18 protein-coding genes and 1 pseudogene are annotated in these 14,900 nt (G+C 71.0%); 6 read left to right on the plus strand and 13 right to left on the minus strand.

Going from position 1 to position 14,900, the window contains the following annotated elements; all coding sequences use genetic code 11:
- Positions 1-104: 104 nt before the first annotated feature.
- The 7 genes from ACZ7OU_RS37655 to ACZ7OU_RS37685 form a co-directional block, all read right to left on the minus strand.
- The gene (locus tag ACZ7OU_RS37655) at positions 105-1,097 is read right to left on the minus strand and encodes an RNA polymerase subunit sigma-70 (protein ID WP_470258912.1); all 993 of its coding nucleotides are present in this window, start codon (positions 1,095-1,097) and stop codon (positions 105-107) included.
- Positions 1,098-1,176: 79 nt separating this feature from the next.
- Positions 1,177-2,175, minus strand: coding sequence for a zinc-binding dehydrogenase (locus ACZ7OU_RS37660; RefSeq protein ID WP_470258913.1), 999 nt, complete (start codon positions 2,173-2,175; stop codon positions 1,177-1,179).
- A 2-nt stretch (positions 2,176-2,177) separates the two neighbouring features.
- Positions 2,178-2,615, minus strand: a complete 438-nt coding sequence (locus ACZ7OU_RS37665; RefSeq protein WP_470258914.1) for a hypothetical protein — start codon at positions 2,613-2,615, stop codon at positions 2,178-2,180.
- Positions 2,612-3,232: an MFS transporter gene (locus tag ACZ7OU_RS37670; protein ID WP_470258915.1), complete on the minus strand. Its 621-nt coding sequence runs from the start codon at positions 3,230-3,232 to the stop codon at positions 2,612-2,614. Before ACZ7OU_RS37670 ends, ACZ7OU_RS37665 begins: the two co-directional genes overlap by 4 nt.
- Positions 3,229-3,627, minus strand: coding sequence for an arsenate reductase ArsC (locus tag ACZ7OU_RS37675; protein ID WP_470258916.1), 399 nt, complete (start codon positions 3,625-3,627; stop codon positions 3,229-3,231). The genes ACZ7OU_RS37670 and ACZ7OU_RS37675 overlap by 4 nt, the downstream gene beginning before the upstream one ends.
- Positions 3,611-4,678 (minus strand): ACR3 family arsenite efflux transporter, encoded by a 1,068-nt coding sequence (arsB, locus tag ACZ7OU_RS37680; protein WP_470258917.1) that lies wholly within the window; start codon positions 4,676-4,678, stop codon positions 3,611-3,613. Before arsB ends, ACZ7OU_RS37675 begins: the two co-directional genes overlap by 17 nt.
- Positions 4,675-5,037 (minus strand): metalloregulator ArsR/SmtB family transcription factor, encoded by a 363-nt coding sequence (locus ACZ7OU_RS37685; RefSeq protein ID WP_470258918.1) that lies wholly within the window; start codon positions 5,035-5,037, stop codon positions 4,675-4,677. The genes arsB and ACZ7OU_RS37685 overlap by 4 nt, the downstream gene beginning before the upstream one ends.
- 83 nt (positions 5,038-5,120) lie before the next feature.
- Here ACZ7OU_RS37685 and ACZ7OU_RS37690 point away from each other — a divergent pair, with 83 nt between their 5' ends.
- Positions 5,121-5,582, plus strand: coding sequence for an ArsI/CadI family heavy metal resistance metalloenzyme (locus ACZ7OU_RS37690; RefSeq protein ID WP_470258919.1), 462 nt, complete (start codon positions 5,121-5,123; stop codon positions 5,580-5,582).
- Between the two features lie 270 nt (positions 5,583-5,852).
- Here ACZ7OU_RS37690 and ACZ7OU_RS37695 read toward each other — a convergent pair whose 3' ends face one another.
- The 5 genes and pseudogenes from ACZ7OU_RS37695 to ACZ7OU_RS37715 form a co-directional block, all read right to left on the minus strand.
- On the minus strand, positions 5,853-6,356 hold the full coding sequence (locus tag ACZ7OU_RS37695; protein ID WP_470258920.1) for a GNAT family N-acetyltransferase: 504 nt from the start codon (positions 6,354-6,356) through the stop codon (positions 5,853-5,855).
- A pseudogene (locus ACZ7OU_RS37700) lies at positions 6,323-6,597 on the minus strand (AMP-binding protein); the annotation flags it as partial. The gene ACZ7OU_RS37695 and the pseudogene ACZ7OU_RS37700, both read right to left, overlap by 34 nt.
- Before the next feature lie 15 nt (positions 6,598-6,612).
- Positions 6,613-7,788, minus strand: a complete 1,176-nt coding sequence (locus tag ACZ7OU_RS37705) for an acyl-CoA dehydrogenase family protein (protein ID WP_470258921.1) — start codon at positions 7,786-7,788, stop codon at positions 6,613-6,615.
- A gap of 26 nt (positions 7,789-7,814) precedes the next feature.
- Positions 7,815-8,924, minus strand: a complete 1,110-nt coding sequence (locus tag ACZ7OU_RS37710) for an acyl-CoA dehydrogenase family protein (RefSeq protein ID WP_470258922.1) — start codon at positions 8,922-8,924, stop codon at positions 7,815-7,817.
- 64 nt (positions 8,925-8,988) lie between these two features.
- On the minus strand, positions 8,989-9,597 hold the full coding sequence (locus ACZ7OU_RS37715) for a TetR/AcrR family transcriptional regulator (RefSeq protein WP_470258923.1): 609 nt from the start codon (positions 9,595-9,597) through the stop codon (positions 8,989-8,991).
- 313 nt (positions 9,598-9,910) lie between these two features.
- Between ACZ7OU_RS37715 and ACZ7OU_RS37720 the strand changes: the two genes are divergently transcribed.
- The 5 genes from ACZ7OU_RS37720 to ACZ7OU_RS37740 all read left to right on the plus strand — a co-directional run bounded on the left by ACZ7OU_RS37720 (position 9,911) and on the right by ACZ7OU_RS37740 (position 13,992).
- The gene (locus ACZ7OU_RS37720) at positions 9,911-11,062 is read left to right on the plus strand and encodes an acyl-CoA dehydrogenase family protein (RefSeq protein ID WP_470258924.1); all 1,152 of its coding nucleotides are present in this window, start codon (positions 9,911-9,913) and stop codon (positions 11,060-11,062) included.
- Positions 11,063-11,077: 15 nt separating this feature from the next.
- Positions 11,078-11,572: a PaaI family thioesterase gene (locus ACZ7OU_RS37725; RefSeq protein ID WP_470258925.1), complete on the plus strand. Its 495-nt coding sequence runs from the start codon at positions 11,078-11,080 to the stop codon at positions 11,570-11,572.
- 7 nt (positions 11,573-11,579) lie between these two features.
- Positions 11,580-12,386 carry a LuxR C-terminal-related transcriptional regulator gene (locus ACZ7OU_RS37730; protein WP_470258926.1) on the plus strand — a complete coding sequence of 269 codons (807 nt, stop codon included), beginning with the start codon at positions 11,580-11,582 and terminating at the stop codon, positions 12,384-12,386.
- 158 nt (positions 12,387-12,544) lie between these two features.
- Positions 12,545-13,504: a patatin-like phospholipase family protein gene (locus ACZ7OU_RS37735; RefSeq protein ID WP_470258927.1), complete on the plus strand. Its 960-nt coding sequence runs from the start codon at positions 12,545-12,547 to the stop codon at positions 13,502-13,504.
- Positions 13,495-13,992, plus strand: coding sequence for a PaaI family thioesterase (locus tag ACZ7OU_RS37740; protein WP_470258928.1), 498 nt, complete (start codon positions 13,495-13,497; stop codon positions 13,990-13,992). The genes ACZ7OU_RS37735 and ACZ7OU_RS37740 overlap by 10 nt, the downstream gene beginning before the upstream one ends.
- A gap of 574 nt (positions 13,993-14,566) precedes the next feature.
- On the opposite strand, the gene ACZ7OU_RS37745 is transcribed toward ACZ7OU_RS37740, so the two are convergent.
- On the minus strand, positions 14,567-14,884 hold the full coding sequence (locus ACZ7OU_RS37745; protein ID WP_470243108.1) for a carboxymuconolactone decarboxylase family protein: 318 nt from the start codon (positions 14,882-14,884) through the stop codon (positions 14,567-14,569).
- Between the last annotated feature and the right edge of the window lie 16 nt (positions 14,885-14,900).

The raw sequence follows: 14,900 nt of genomic DNA on the forward strand, positions 1-14,900 counted from the left end.
CCAGCTCGAGGGTCAGCCGCGCGTCCGGGTCGGACATCTTATTCACCCTGCGCGACAACGCCACCTTCCACAACGGCGCGCCGGTCGACCTTCGCGCGTCCGGATCACGCCGCGAGGCTCTCCTGGAAGCCGAACGTCGAGACCAGCGCCGGGTCGTGGAACTCGACCACGCGGGAGACCCCGGTGATCGTCGCGGTCAGCACCACGATGCCGTGCGCCCGGAGGGTGCCGCCGGTGTCCCGGTGGTACACGGCGGCCGCCGGCTGGCCGTTGGCGGTCGTCGCCGTAAGCCGCCAGTCGCCCGGCGCGCCCAGCACGTGGGTGCCGAGCACGTGCAGGCAGTGCGCCCGGCCGGAGTACCACTGCCGGAACGGGGTCGCCTCCAACGTGGCGTCCGTGCGCAGCACCCGTTCCAGCAGACCGGCGTCGGAGCGTTCGAACGCGGCGATGTAGCCCTCGAGCAGCGCCCGCGCCCGCTGGTCGGTCGGTTCGAGCAGGTCCTCGGGCGGTGCCTCGACGGACTCCAGCCGGGCGCGGGCGCGCTGCAGGCCGCTCTTCACCGCCGCCGTGGTGGTACCGAGGATCCGTGCCGTTTCGGGTGCGGTGAACGCCAGCACTTCCCGCAGGATCAGGATCGCGCGCTGCCGCGGCGGCAGGTGCTGCAGGCTGACGATGAGCGCCAGCCGGAGGGACTCACGCGCCGCCACGACCGCCGCCGGGTCGGCGACCCAGTGGTCCGGCAACGGCTCCAGCCACGACACCTCACCCGGTGCAGCTTGGCTCGGCGGCCGATCGGGTCCGTCGTGGGGACCGGTCAACCCCGAGGGCAGCACCCGGTTCCGGCGCGGCTGCAAAGCGGTCAGGCAGACGTTGGTGGCGATCGCGTAGAGCCACGACCGGATCGACGAACGGCCCTCGAAACCGCCGTATGCCCGCCACGCCCGGAGGTAGGTCTCCTGCACCAGGTCCTCGGCGTCGTGCGCCGAGCCGGCCATGCGGTAGCAGTGCGCCAGCAGCTCGCGGCGGAATCCGGCGGCCTCGGTGGCGAACCGGTCCCGGTCCGTTGCGTTCGCCGCCGCGGTCTGCCCGTTCACCATGCGTCGCTCCTCGTCCCGGCCGATCGACATTGTCGCCCGGTACGACCGGCGCACCGCGGGAAAGGAATCGAAACGCAGGTCAGCGGGCCGGAATCAGGGCCATCTTGCCGACGGTCACCCGGCCGGCCAGGTCCGCGAAGACCTTCGGCCCGTCGGCCAGGTCACGGGTGACGGGGTCGGCGGGGAGGACGACCCCGGCGGCGACGAGAGCGGCCAGCTCGCCCGCGACCTCGCCAAAGGTCCTCGGCGCGGCCCGGATCACCGTGCCGAGGTTGAAGCCGATGACCTGCACCGGGTACCGGTAGACCAGCTCCCAGTTGGTGAGCGCGGCTTCGCCGCCCGCCAGGCCGTAGACGACGACCCGGCCGACGACCGGCTTGGCCGCGGCCAGGCTCGCGGCGAAGGTGCCGCCACCCGCCGACTCCAGCACCAGGTCGGCGCCGGCGTCACCGGTCAGGCGCCGGACTTCGGCGGCGAGGTCGTTCCCCCGGGAGTCCAGGACGTGGTCGGCTCCCAGCGCACGCACGGTCTCGTGCTTGCCCGCCGACGCGATCCCGACGACGGTCGCGCCGTAGTGCTTGGCCAGGGTCACGGCCGCCTGGCCGGTAGCGCCCGCCGCGGCGTGGACGACGACGGTATCGCCGGCCGCGACCCGCCCGAGCGGCTTGAGCGCGGCGATCGCGGTGGGCCAGTTCACGACGAGACCCAGCGCCTGCGCCGCGCTCCAGCCGGCCGGCACGGGCATCGCCGCCGCGGCGGGCAGGACCACGTACTCGGCGAAAGCCCCCTCTCCCACGCCGACGACGCACGTCCCCGGCGGCGGACCGGTCACCCCCTCCCCCATCGCGACGACCTCACCGGCGGCTTCGAACCCCGCCACATACGGCGGCCGCGGACCGTCCCGGAACGTGCCCCAGGCCTTGGAGAGGTCGGCGAAGTTGACCCCCGCGGCGGCAACCCGCACCAGAACCTCGCCCCGGCCGGGGATCGGTACGGGCGCGTCAACGATCAGCCGCATGTCTCGCGGGCCGTTCAGGGTGGTCTGCTGCAGGGCACGCATGGTGATGGGAACGCTCACGGCTACCGTCGCTTTCTCGAACAGGCTGTTCGGTCGACAAGAAGACCTCGGTGACGGCGAAAGGGAATCGGCCGCGAACTCGGGAGCCGTGATCGTTTCACCAGATTGACGCCTCTCACCGACGAACGCCGCATCCGCAGCAACGCCGTCGAGTAACTGCCGGTCAGCGCGGCCAGCACTGCCCCGGCGTAGGGCGCGACCGCCGACATGGTCACCAGCGGCGCGGACAGCAGGCCGCTGAGCCGTCCGTACCCGGCGGTGCCCCACCGGTCGGCGACGGCGGTCGCCTGCAGCAGCTTGAACACGCCGCGGGCCATCCCGGCCAGGACCGAGGCGCCGACCAGCGCCACCGCCGACGTCAGCACGCCGAGCAAGGTGGTCGTCGCTGCGAGCACGACGATGACGACGGCGGTGCGCGTCCGGACCCCGGTGCGGTTCACCAGCGTCGCGAACCCCAGCCGTCCGGCGGCCTGACCGGCACCACCCAGGCCGAGCGCGGTGAGGCTGAACGCGGCGACCAGCGCGACGAACGCCGGACTCCGCGCTTCGCTTCCCGGCTTCGACGGCTCGGCGTCTCCGATGACGGCCGGCCACGAGCGGCGGAGCCGAACCAGTGCCCAGGCACGGTGACGACGGCGAGCACGACCGCGAGGACGAGGTAGGTGGTCCGCCAGCTCGGGTGCCCGGCCAGCAGCGCGGTCAGCGGGGCGAACACCGTACTGGCGAACCCGGCGACCAGCGTCAGCGTCGTCAGGGCCCGGACGCGGCTAGGGCCGTACCAGCGGGTGAGCGCGGCGAACGCCGGCGGGTAGAACGTCGTGGCCATTGCGAGCCCGGCGCAGATCCAGCCGGTGAAGAACCACGGCAGCGTCCGCGCGGTGGCGATCACCACCACCGCGACCACGCCGACCACCGACCCGGCGGTCATCAGCAGCCGCGGACCTCGGCGGTCGAGCACCCGTCCGACCACGATGCCGGTCACCGCGGACACGAGCAGCGCGACCGACAGCGCGGCGCACAGGACGGCCAGTACCGTCCCCGGCTTGCGCTCGGTCAACGAAGTTCGGCGAGCAGCTCCCGCACCCGCCGATCGATCTCGTCCCGGATCGGCCGGACGTCCTCGACGCCCTTGCCCGCGGGGTCCTCGAGCTGCCAGTCCAGGTACCGCTTGCCGGGGAAGACCGGGCAGGCGTCGCCGCAGCCCATGGTGATCACGACGTCGGCGGCCTCGACCGCATCGGTCGTCAGCTTCTTCGGGACCTCTCGGGACAGGTCGAGCCCGATCTCGGCCATCGCCTCGCGCACGGCGGGGTTGACGCTGTCGGCGGGCGCGGAGCCGGCCGAACGGACGTCGACCGCGCCGTCGGCATGGTGGGCGAGCAGCGCGGCAGCCATCTGGGAACGGCCGGCGTTGTGCACGCAGACGAACAGGACTTCAGGCTTGCTGGTCACGAGTGTTCTCCCGTCGATGCCGCAGAGCGAGCGAAACGTACACGAGGCCGACGAGCACGGGGACTTCGATCAGCGGCCCGACGACCCCGGCGAGCGCTTGGCCACTGGTCGCGCCGAACGTCGCGACGGCCACGGCGATGGCGAGCTCGAAGTTGTTGCCCGCCGCGGTGAACGCGAGCGTCGTGGTCCGCTCGTAGTTGAGCCCCACGGCCCTGCCGAGCACGTAGGAGCCGGCCCACATCAGTCCGAAGTAGACGAGCAGCGGAACCGCGATGCGGGCGACGTCCAGCGGCCGGCTGGTGATCTGCTCACCTTGCAGGGCAAAGAGAATCACGATCGTGAGCAGCAGCCCGTAGAGCGCGACGGGCCCGACCTTCGGCAGGAAGTTCTTCTCATACCAGTCACGGCCCTTGGCACGTTCCCCGAAACGGCGGCTCAGGTAACCGGCGACCAGCGGGATGCCGAGGAAGATCAGCACGCTCTTGGCGATCTGCCACCCGGACACGTCGAGGTCGGTCTGCGGAAGACCGAGCCAACCGGGCAGGACGGCGAGGTAGAACCACCCGAGCAGGCCGAACGCGAGCACCTGGAACACCGAGTTCAGCGCAACGAGCACGGCGGCGGCTTCTCGGTCGCCACACGCGAGGTCGTTCCAGATGATGACCATGGCGATGCAGCGGGCGAGCCCGACGATGATCAGCCCGGTCCGGTATTCAGGCAGGTCCGGCAGCAGCAGCCAGGCGAGCGCGAACATCAGCGCCGGGCCGACGATCCAGTTCAGCATCAGCGACGGCCACAGCAGCCGCCGGTCGCGGGTGACCGTGCCGAGCCGGTCGTAGCGGACTTTCGCCAGCACCGGGTACATCATGACCAGCAGCCCGAGAGCGATCGGCAGCGAGATCCCGTCGACCTGCACCGCGGACAGCGCGGTGTCCAGCCCGGGAACCCACCGGCCGGCCAGCAGCCCGGCGACCATCGCGCCCGCGATCCACACCGGCAGGAACTTGTCCAGAGTGGACAGTCGCGGCGTCCGCGTGTCGACCGTGGTCACGCGGTGACCGTTTCGCCCGTGGTGGTGAGCACCGCCGAGAGCCGCGTTAGCACTTCGGGGTGCACGCGGTAGTAGATCCAGGTGCCGCGCCGGTCGCCGGTGATCAGCCCGGACTCGCGCAGGACCTTGAGGTGGTGGGAGATGGTCGGGCCGGTCAGGTCGAAGGCGTCGGTGAGATCGCAGACGCACGCTTCACCGCCGGCGTGGGAGGCGATCAGCGAGAGCAACCGCAGCCGGACGGGGTCGGCCATCGCCTTGAACAGGTGCGACAGTTCGACCGCCTGGTCCTGCGTCAGCGGCTCCCGGGTCAGAGGCGCACAGCAGGCGTCCATCGCGACGAGCGGAAGTTGCTTCGACATGCTTCTATATTGACAGATTCACATATAGACGGCAATCTAAGTTCGTCTAGTTAGACGGATGTCTATCCAAGGAGGTAGCGGAGATGTCACGAGTACAGCTGGCCTTGCGTGTCGGAGACCTGGCCGGATCGATCGACTTCTACTCGAAGCTGTTCGGAACGGAGCCGGCGAAGCTCCGGCCGGGCTACGCGAACTTCGCGATCGAGGAGCCGGCGCTGAAGCTGGTGCTGCTGGAGGGCGAGCCAGGCCAGGAGACGGCGCTGGACCACCTCGGCGTCGAGGTCGAGTCGACCGACCAGGTCAACGCGGCAACCCAGCGACTGACGGGCGAAGGCCTCGAGACGCTCACCGAGGACGACACGACGTGCTGCTACGCGGTACAGGACAAGGTGTGGGTCCACGGGCCAGGCAAGGAGCCCTGGGAGGTCTACACGGTAAAGAGCGACTCGACAACGTACGGCACCGACAGCGCGGCACTGCTCGCTCCGGCAACGTGCTGCACGCCCAGCGCTGAGACGGCCAAGCCGGAGGGCTGCTGCAACTGAAGCCGCAATCGCCCCGCAGACACCGACGCGCGCACTGAGGCGTTCGACCATGACAACGTCATGCCGTGGTGCCCAACCGTGACGAGACAGTGCGGATGAAGGACGCTGAGGCGAAGCCACGGCGACACCTGGCAGCCATCGAAGCTGTGGGGGTCGTACGGCCAGCCGTGGACGATGATCACCGGTCCCCGGTCGGCGTAGCCGACGTTCAGCACGCCCGCCTCGATCTGCTTGACCGGGCCGAGCTCCGGTTGAGCATCGAATCTCCTTTCAAGGGGTGAGAGTTCCGTAGACGGTGACGGTTTCGCCGTCACATTCGAAGCGGCCGTCGGCGAGGAGCCGCCCCAGCCAGTCGAGGACTAGCTTGTTGTCCCGGAGCACGTCGCAGCACACCCGTGCCGGGCCGGATGCCGTCAGCACGGCGGAAAGGTCGCTCACCAGCTTCCGAGCAACACCCCGGCGCCGGTACGCTTCGGCGACGACGACCCCGATGTCGGCCGTCCGGTCGTCGGCGCGGACGGCCATCACGTGGCCGACCACGGTCTCCCCGTCGAGTGCGAGCAGCGCCACCGGAGTGGTGATCATGGCTTCGACCAGGGCCGGGGTGATCTGCCGGATCCCCGAGAAGAACCGGTGGTACCGGCTCATCAGGGACAGCTCGGTCAGAAAGCCGCCGACCGCGCCGTGATCCTCCGGCCGCGGCGGACGGACGACGATCCGGCGTTCCCTTGTGGACACGATCAGCCGGCCGGAGAGGGAAGCCCCAGAGCCCATGCCGACTCGGCGCGCATCTCGACCTTGCGGATCTTCCCGGAGACCGTGGCCGGGAATTCCGTCACCGTGCGAACGTATCGGGGAATCTTGACGCACGCACACAGCTCCTTGCCGTAGCGCTCGTCGGGCACGCCGACGGCCTGAACGTCCTCGCCGCCGCGGATGACCATGTCCTGATACGGCCGACGATCAGCGCGTAGCCGTCTTCGCGCATGACGGCGAGGTCGCCCGTGCGCATCCAGCCTCGGCCCGGTGCTCACTTGAGTTCCGCCGAAGACTTCCCGAGCAGCCTCCGCGCCACGATGAGCTGCTGAATCTGCTGCGTACCTTCGAAGATGTCCATGATCTTCGCGTCGCGGGCCCACTTCTCGAGCAACGAGCGCTCCGAGTACCCGAGGCCGCCGACGAGCTCGATGCAGCGCAGCGTGATCTCGGTGGCGCTGCGGCCGGCCTTGGCCTTGGCCATCGACGCGTGCAGGGAGTTGGGCCGGGCGTTGTCCGCCATCCACGCGGCTTCCAGGGTCAGCAGGTAGGACGCCTCGTAATCGGCTTCCAGCTCGATGAACGCTGCGATGGCCGCGAGCTGACGCGGGCCCGCGCGGTCGTAGTCGATCGTCAGGCCGGCGTCGGTGAGCAGCTGGCGGGTCTCGTCCAGCGCCGCCCTCGCCACGCCGACGGCCATCGCGGCGACCAGTGGCCGGGTGTTGTCGAACGTCTGCATGACGCCGGCGAACCCGCGCCGGACGTCGATCTCCGGGTCGCCGAGCAGGTTCTCCCGGGGCACCCGGACCTTCTCCAGGCGGAAGTGCGCGGTGTCGGAGGCCCGGATGCCGAGCTTGTGCTCCAGGCGCACCAGCTCGAACCCCGGAGTGCCCTTCTCGACGACGAACGACTTGATCGCCGCCCGGCCCTTCGCCTTGTCCAGCGTCGCCCACACCACGACCACATCGGCGCGCTCACCGGAAGTCACGAAGATCTTCTCGCCGTCGAGCACGTAGTCGTCGCCGTCGAGCACGGCCGTCGTGCGAATCGCGGCCGAATCCGAGCCGCAGTCCGGCTCGGTGATCGCCATCGCCGCCCACTTGCCGGCGAACCGCTTCGCCTGCTCCTCGTTCGCGACCGAGGCGATCGCGGCGTTGCCGAGGCCCAGCCCCGGCAGTGACAGCAGCAGGGCCGCGTCGCCCCAGCACATCTCCATGATGCCGAGCACACTGGCGAGGTTGCTGCCGTTGCGGTTCTCCGCGCGGTCCGCCGGTTTCGCGCTCGACGCGCTCAGTCGCTGGGCGAGGGCGCCGAGCACGTCGAGTTCGGGCGGGCGGGTGTGTTCGGCGCGGTCGTTGTGGCGGGAGCCGGGCCGGAGGATCTCGGCCGCGGCCCGGTGGGCCTGGCTCACCACGGCGGCGAGCTGGTCCGGCACCTCGAGGGTGATCATGTGCTGCTCCTTGGGTACCGAAGGGTTCAGACGAGCACGCCGCCGGTGGCGACGCCGACCGCGCGCAGGTCGCGGTACCAGCGTTCGACCGGGTGCTCCCGGACGTAGCCGTGCCCGCCGAGCAATTGCACGCCGGCACTGCCGATGCGCATGCCCTGGTCCGCGCAGAGCCGGTGAGCCAGGACGGCTTCCCGGGCGAACGGCAGGCCGGCGTCGGCGCGGGCGGCCGCGCGGTAGGTGGCCAGCCGCATGGCCTCCAGCTCGATGGCGATGTCGGCGACGGTGAACGCGACGCCTTGGCGGTGGCTGATCGGTTCGCCGAACGCGACGCGGTCGTTGACGTACGGGATGACGTGGTCCAGCACGGCCTGCGCCGTACCGACGGCCAGCCCACACCAGGCGAGCCGGGACAGGCGCACACATTCCGCGTAGGCGCCACCGAAGAGGGCCGTCTCGGGCACGGGGACCTCGGCCAGGTCCACCCGGCCCAGTCCGGCGGCCCGGACACCCATCGCGGGGTCGGCCGTCACGGTCAAACCACTCGCGTCCGCCTCGACCACGAACAGCGCCGGCCCGCGGCCTTCGAGGTACGCCGCGATCACGAGCAGCTCGGCCTGCGCCGCCCGGACGACCATCGACTTGGCGCCGTCGAGGACGAACCCGCCTCGCGCCCGCCGGGCCACCGTGTGCGGCTCGAACGGGTCGGCCAGTGCGTGCGGCTCCGCGATCGCGAGGGCCGCGGCCGGCACGTCGGCGCCGACGAACCGCGGCAGGTACGTGGCCTGCGCGTCGCTACTGCCCCACAGCGCGAGCGCGGTGCTGACGGCGGCGGAGGCGAGGCAGGCGACGGCGAGGCCCATGTCGCCGACGGCGAGGGCTTCGGTGACCAGCACCGAGGTGACCGCCGAACGCGCGGTGGCGACGCCGCCGAGCTCCTCGGGCACGCCGAGCAAGGTCAGGCCGAGTTCGGCGGACTTGGCGACCAGGTCGTCCGGTGCGCCGCCGCGAGCGTCGGCTTCGGCCGCGCGATCGCGCAGCTGCTCGGCCGCGAACTCGGCGGCGGTGTCCCGGATGAGGCGCTGGTCGTCGGTCGGGGTGAGGTCGATCAGGCCGGGCGCGGACGTGCCGACAGCCATGGGGGTTCTCCTGAGCTGCGAAAGGCCGGCGCCCGGCCGGGGCGTCGACGAAAGGTGGTGAGTCCTATTTGGAGCGAGTGCGGCGCGCGGGGCCGAGACCGGTGACGAGCGCGGTCAGACCGAGCCGCCAGCGGCGGTCGACCGACTGCTTCGACGAGCCGAGCCGGCGGGCGCTTTCGGCGGTGGCCATGCCCTCGACGTAGGCGAAGAACACGTGGGCGAGGTCGGTCGCGTCCCCGGCGAGCACGCCCGCCTCCACGGCGTCCCGGACCCGCCGGACGAAGATCTTGCGCACCTTGACGCCGGCCTTGTCCTCGTCCCCGGTGGGGTCGAAGTCGACGAACGGGCGGGAGAACATGATCTGGGCCAGCACCGGCCGGGTGACGACGAACCGGCGGAACGCCTCGGCGAGGACGAGGAGGGCTTCGAGCGGTTCGGCGTCCGGCAACGCCGCCAGGTCGTCGCCCAGCAGCCGGAAGCCCTCGAAGAAGACCTCGCGGATGAGTCCCGCCTTGTCGCCGAAGACCTCGTAGATCGCCGGGACGGACGCGTCCGCGCGGCGAGCGACGGTTCTGGTGGTCAGCCCGGCCACGCCCTCCTCGGCGAGCACCGCCAGCGCACTCGCCACACCGCGCTCGCGGAGGGCGTCGGTGCGTTGCTTCACCCGAGGCACAGCGAGATGTTAACACCCGGCTCCCGATCTGGACAGACGTTACGGAACATCGATACGGAACAGCGTTACGACTTCCGCCACTCTCCACCGGCCGACCTGGCGTCGCTACCCTAGGACGGGGGTAATCGTTGGGCGGCAACAAGAACCGCTCGATACGGTGGGGTGGACAGCGGCACCGGTGCGTGGTTAGCATCGCCGGTGTTAACGACCGCTAACCCGGTCGCGCCGAGCGGGCACGTGCCGTGCTCGCAAGCGCCGCGCCGGCCTCCGCCCGCGCCGGACGCACCTACCCCAGGACTCGAAGGGAGTCACCGTGATCGACAACCGGCTCGACGACGAACACGAAGCCCTGCGCAAGACCGTCGAAGCGTTCGCCCGCACCGAAGTCGCGCCGGTGATCGGCGACCTCTACGAACGAGAGGCGTTCCCCTACGACATCGTGGCGAAGATGGGCGACCTGGGCCTGTTCGGCCTGCCCTTCGACGAAGCGTACGGCGGCATGGGCGGCGACTGCTTCGCGATGTGCGTCGCCGTCGAGGAACTGGCCCGGATCGACTCGTCGGTGGCGGTCACCCTCGAAGCCGGCGTCTCCCTGGGCGCGATGCCCATCTACCGCTTCGGCACCGAAGAGCAGAAGCAGGAGTGGCTCCCCCGGCTCTGCGGCGGCCGGATGCTCGGCGCGTTCGGCCTCACCGAGCCCGGCGCCGGCTCCGACGCGAGCGCGTCGCGCACGACCGCGGTCCGCGACGGCGACGACTGGGTCATCACCGGCACCAAGGCCTACATCACCAACTCGGGCACGGACATCACCGGGCTGATCACCGTCACCGCCGTGACCGGCACCGACGATGACGGCGGCAAGGCGATCTCCACCATCATCGTGCCGGCCGGCTCCCCCGGCCTGCACGTGGCCAAGGCGTACTCCAAGGTCGGCTGGTGCGCCTCCGACACGCGCGAGCTGGGCTTCGACGCCGTCCGGGTGCCGGCCGGGAACCTGCTCGGCGAACTCGGGCGCGGCTACGCGCAGTTCCTGTCCATCCTCAACGAAGGCCGGGTGGCGGTCTCGGCGCTCGCCACCGGCCTCGCGCAGGGCTGCGTCGACGAATGCCTGCGCTACGCGAAGGAACGCGAGACGTTCGGACAGCCCATCGGCAAGCACCAGGCCATCGCGTTCAAGATCGCCGAGATGGACGCCCGAGCCCACACCGCCCGGCTCGCCTACTACGCCGCGGCGGCGAAGATGCTGCGCGGCGAGCCCTTCAAGCGCGAGTCGGCCATCGCCAAGCTGATCTCCTCCAACGCGGCCATGGACAACGCGCGCGACGCCACGCAGATCTTCGGCGGCATGGGCTTCATCAACGAAGCACCGGTCGCCCGCTTCTACCGCGACGCCAAGATCCTCGAAGTCGGCGAGGGCACCAGCGAGGTGCAGAAGATGCTCATCGCCCGCGAACTCGGGCTCTAGAACGGAGGCACCACCATGGAAGGCACTCGGACGTACAGCTGGGTCGATCCGCGGGACCTGGCCGAGCTCAGCACCGAGATGGACGGGCTCGCGTTCAGCCGGCACCTGCTCGACGCCGGCGAGGCGGGGATCATGCCGATCGCCGCGACCCTGGGGTTCCGCCTCGCCGAGATCGACCGCGGGCACGCCGTGCTGACCGGTGAGCTCGGCGAGCACCTCTACAACCCGATCGGCATGGTGCACGGCGGAGTCGCCGCGACCTTGCTCGAAAGCGCCGCCGGGTACGCCGTCCAGACGACCGTGCCCGTCGGCAACGGCTACACCACGCTCGACCTGTCGGTGCACTACCTGCGCCCGCTCAGCGCGGACCTCGGAACGATCCGCGCCATCGGCACCGTGCTCAACCGCGGCCGGCGCACCGCGCTCGCGCACGCCGAGGTCCGCGACGCGGCGGACCGGCTCCTCGCCCACGCGACGAGCTCGTGCATGATCTTCGCCACCGGCGAGTGATCTTCCCGTGAACGGGCACGAGGACCGGTCGCCCCGGCGGATCATCGACGAGCTGCTGCCCGAGCGGCTCGAGCGGCTGCGGAAGGTGACCGGACTGCCGATCGTCCTCGGCGGCGCGACCCGCCGGGACGCCACCGGCGTGCGACTGGTCCTCGACCGGCTGGTGGGCAACTCCGGGGAGTCGTTGCGCGGGCTGATCGTCCACTCCGGAAAGGGGCTCGGCGGCTGCGTCCTGCGCAGCCGCCTCCCCTTCCGGGTCAACGACTACGCGTCCACCATGGCGATCACCCATGAATACGACCACGCGGTGCGCCAGGAGGGACTGACGTCCGTCTTCGCCGTCCCGGTCCTGGTCCGCGGCGAGGTCGGCGGGGTGCTCTACGGCGCGGTGCGGGAGGGCAGCCCGATCGGCGACCGGACGGTCCGCGGCGCCGTCGTGGTCGCCGGGCAGCTCCAGTCCGATGTGGAGCTCCGTCTCCGGCGCGACCCCGCCGACCGTTCGCGGGCGGCGCGCGCCGAGCTGGCCGCGCTGATCCGGGACACCGCCGATCCGGTGCTCCGGGCGCGGCTGGAACGGATCCGGACGGACCTGACCCGGGAGCCGGTGCCCCCGGAGGCGAGGTCCTCGCTCGCGCCGCGGGAGATCGACGTCCTGCGGCTGGTCGAGGTGGGCGCGGCCAACCTCGAGATCGCCGCCCGGCTCGGGCTCGGCCTGGAGACCGTGAAGGCGTACCTGCGCTCGGCGATGCGCAAGCTGGAGGTCCACAACCGAACGGCCGCCGCGCACCGCGCGCGGCTCAGCGGACTGTTGTAGCGATCAGCCCGTGGCTTGGCGTTGCAGCCGGCGGAACCGGAACTTCGAGCCGGCCGGCTCGTTGCAGCGCCGCGACGGTCACTGTTTCATCCGCGGGCATCACCGTCGTCGGCGCCCTGCTCGCGGTCACCAGTAAAAAAAGCGAACAAGGAGAATCAGTGACCGACAGCGTCCTTCAGCTGCTGCGAGATCGCCGGCACCAAGGAAGTACCCCGGGCGACCGCGCCGACGACGCGCGGCTCGTGCTCGTGATCGAAGGCGGGAGCTCGCGGGGTGCGTACTCGAGCGGGATGACCGTCGCGATCGAACGGCTCGGCCTGCTGCCGGCGTTCGACGCCGTCTACGGCAGCTCCGCGGGAGCGCTCAACGGGGCGTGGCTGCTGTGCGGTCGCGCCGAAAGCACCATGCACGCGTGGTGGGACCCGGCCATCATGGGCGCGACGATCGCCCCCCTGCGCGCGCTGCGCGGCCGCCCGGTCGTCGATACCCGGTACCTCGTCCACACCATCTACACCGAAATCATGCCGATGGGGTTCGGGGAAGTCCTCGGCAACGCCGTGGAGTTCCACCCGACCGCGACGGACGCCTTGACCGGCGACGCCGTCGACCTGCACGACCAGGTCGTCGACCGAGCGTCGCTGCAAGCCGCGCTGCGGGCGTCGACGGCGATGCCGCTGCTGGCCGGCAAGCCGGTCGAACTCGGCGGGCGGACCTACGTCGACGCGGGTGTGAGCGAGGCGGTCCCCATCCGGACGGCTGTGGCGCAGCGGGCCACCCACGTCGTCGCCCTGCGCACCAAGCGCCTGGACGAGCCCGCCGTGACCGCGCCTTCGCGCGCAGAGCGGCTGATCACGTCACGCTGGTTCGCCCGGCACGCGCCCGGCGCTCAGGTGACGTGGCTGCGCCGCGAGGTCATCCGAGCCGAAGAGGAACGGCTCCTGGCCACCCATCCCGGGACCCTGCAGATCCGTCCCCCGCTGGGCAGCGCGCGGATCGGCCGCACCGAACGGAACCCGGACCTGCTGCGCGCGGCCGTCGACGCCGGTATCCAGGCGGCGACGAGCGCGTTCTCCGCCGCCGATGTCACCACGGATCTCGAGGAGCTGCCGTGGACCTGACGACTGACCGTGTGCGCACCGTCACCTGGGCCGACCGGCGCGCGTTCGCGACCGCGACCGAGCTGACCGGCCTGGAGTTCCTCCAGGCCATGGCCCGCGGCGACGTTCCACCGGCACCGATGATGGATCTGCTCGGCATGCGCCTGATCTCGGCGGCCGAGGGCGAAACCGTCTTCCGGCTGGTACCGGCCGAGTTCCATTTCAATCCGATGTGGACGGTCCACGGCGGGGTGTACGCGACGATGCTGGACTCCGCGGCCGCCTGTGCGGTCCACACGACACTGCCCGCCGGAGCGGGATTCAGCACCCTCGACCTGTCGGTGCGGCTCTTCAAGGCCATCCGGGCCGACACGGGCGAGATCACGGCCACCGGGCGGGTGGTCCACCAAGGCCGGAACTTCGCGGTGGCCGAGGCACGTTTGGAAGACTCCGCGGGCACGCTGCTGGCGACGGCGGCAGCAGGCTGTTCCGTCGTCCGTCCACAGTGATCGGCGACGGGCGGATCCGGCGACGGCTCGCAGCATGCGCTGTCTTCGAAGTCGGATCCAGGCTCCACCGCGTCCGAAGAACTCGCGGGCGTGCCGTACGGCCCTCCAGCGACGGCGCAGGGCCTCGAGCACGTCGATCACCGCCGCGAAAGGCGATCGTGATCGCCCGCCGGGGGTCACCGGGGCACAGCCAGGTGCACTCCCGGCGGTGAGCGCCTGCCGCGGCAGCAGTGCGGTGGCCAGGCCTTACTCGACGAGCGTCGGTGCGGCAGGTCGGACGACTCGTAGCGGCCCCGGGGTTCGAAGCCGGCGGCGCGGCACACGGCCCTGGCCGAGGTCCGCGACGGTCGTACCGGGCCGCACGCCCACGGCGACGGCGGCGAACCAGCCGTCCCCAGGACGTCGGAGGCAGCCGGCGAGCTGGGGAGCAGCTCGTCGCCGGGCACCTCCGAGGTGGCGACGAGGGTGCCGTCCGCCAGCGGCACTGGCCGGGCGGATGGCGGTGACGTCGGAGCCGGCTTCTTCCACGATGCCTACGCACTCGTGACCGATCGGAGTCGGTGATCCTTTCGAGTCAGGCGAAGAGTTCTTTGGCCACGGTCATGGCGGACATGGCCTTGGGCCAGCCCGCGTAGAAGGCGAGGTGGGTGACGGCTTCGACAAGCTCGTCCTCGGTGGCGCCGTTGTCCTTGGCCAGGCCGAGGTGGAAGCGCAGCTGCTCGGTGTTGCCGCCGGTGACCAGCGCGGCGACGGTGATGAGGCTGCGTTCCTTCGGCGACAGGACTTCGCGGGGCCAGACCTGTCCGAAAAGGACGGTGTCGGTGAGGTCGACCAACGTCGGAGCGAAGTCGCCGAAGGCTTTTCGGGCTCCGGAGGGTTCGTTGTCGGGCATCAGCTGTTCCTTTCGT

Source organism: Amycolatopsis sp. NPDC114505 (assembly GCF_055633615.1).

Coding starts and splice junctions, on each gene's coding strand:
- ACZ7OU_RS37725 (WP_470258925.1), top strand. CDS start 11,078: ATGGAAGGCACTCGGACGTACAGCTGGGTCGATCCGCGGGACCTGGCC.
- ACZ7OU_RS37695 (WP_470258920.1), bottom strand. CDS start 6,356: ATGGGCTCTGGGGCTTCCCTCTCCGGCCGGCTGATCGTGTCCACAAGG.
- ACZ7OU_RS37690 (WP_470258919.1), top strand. CDS start 5,121: ATGTCACGAGTACAGCTGGCCTTGCGTGTCGGAGACCTGGCCGGATCG.
- ACZ7OU_RS37655 (WP_470258912.1), bottom strand. CDS start 1,097: ATGGTGAACGGGCAGACCGCGGCGGCGAACGCAACGGACCGGGACCGG.
- ACZ7OU_RS37705 (WP_470258921.1), bottom strand. CDS start 7,788: ATGATCACCCTCGAGGTGCCGGACCAGCTCGCCGCCGTGGTGAGCCAG.
- ACZ7OU_RS37685 (WP_470258918.1), bottom strand. CDS start 5,037: ATGTCGAAGCAACTTCCGCTCGTCGCGATGGACGCCTGCTGTGCGCCT.
- ACZ7OU_RS37745 (WP_470243108.1), bottom strand. CDS start 14,884: ATGCCCGACAACGAACCCTCCGGAGCCCGAAAAGCCTTCGGCGACTTC.
- ACZ7OU_RS37710 (WP_470258922.1), bottom strand. CDS start 8,924: ATGGCTGTCGGCACGTCCGCGCCCGGCCTGATCGACCTCACCCCGACC.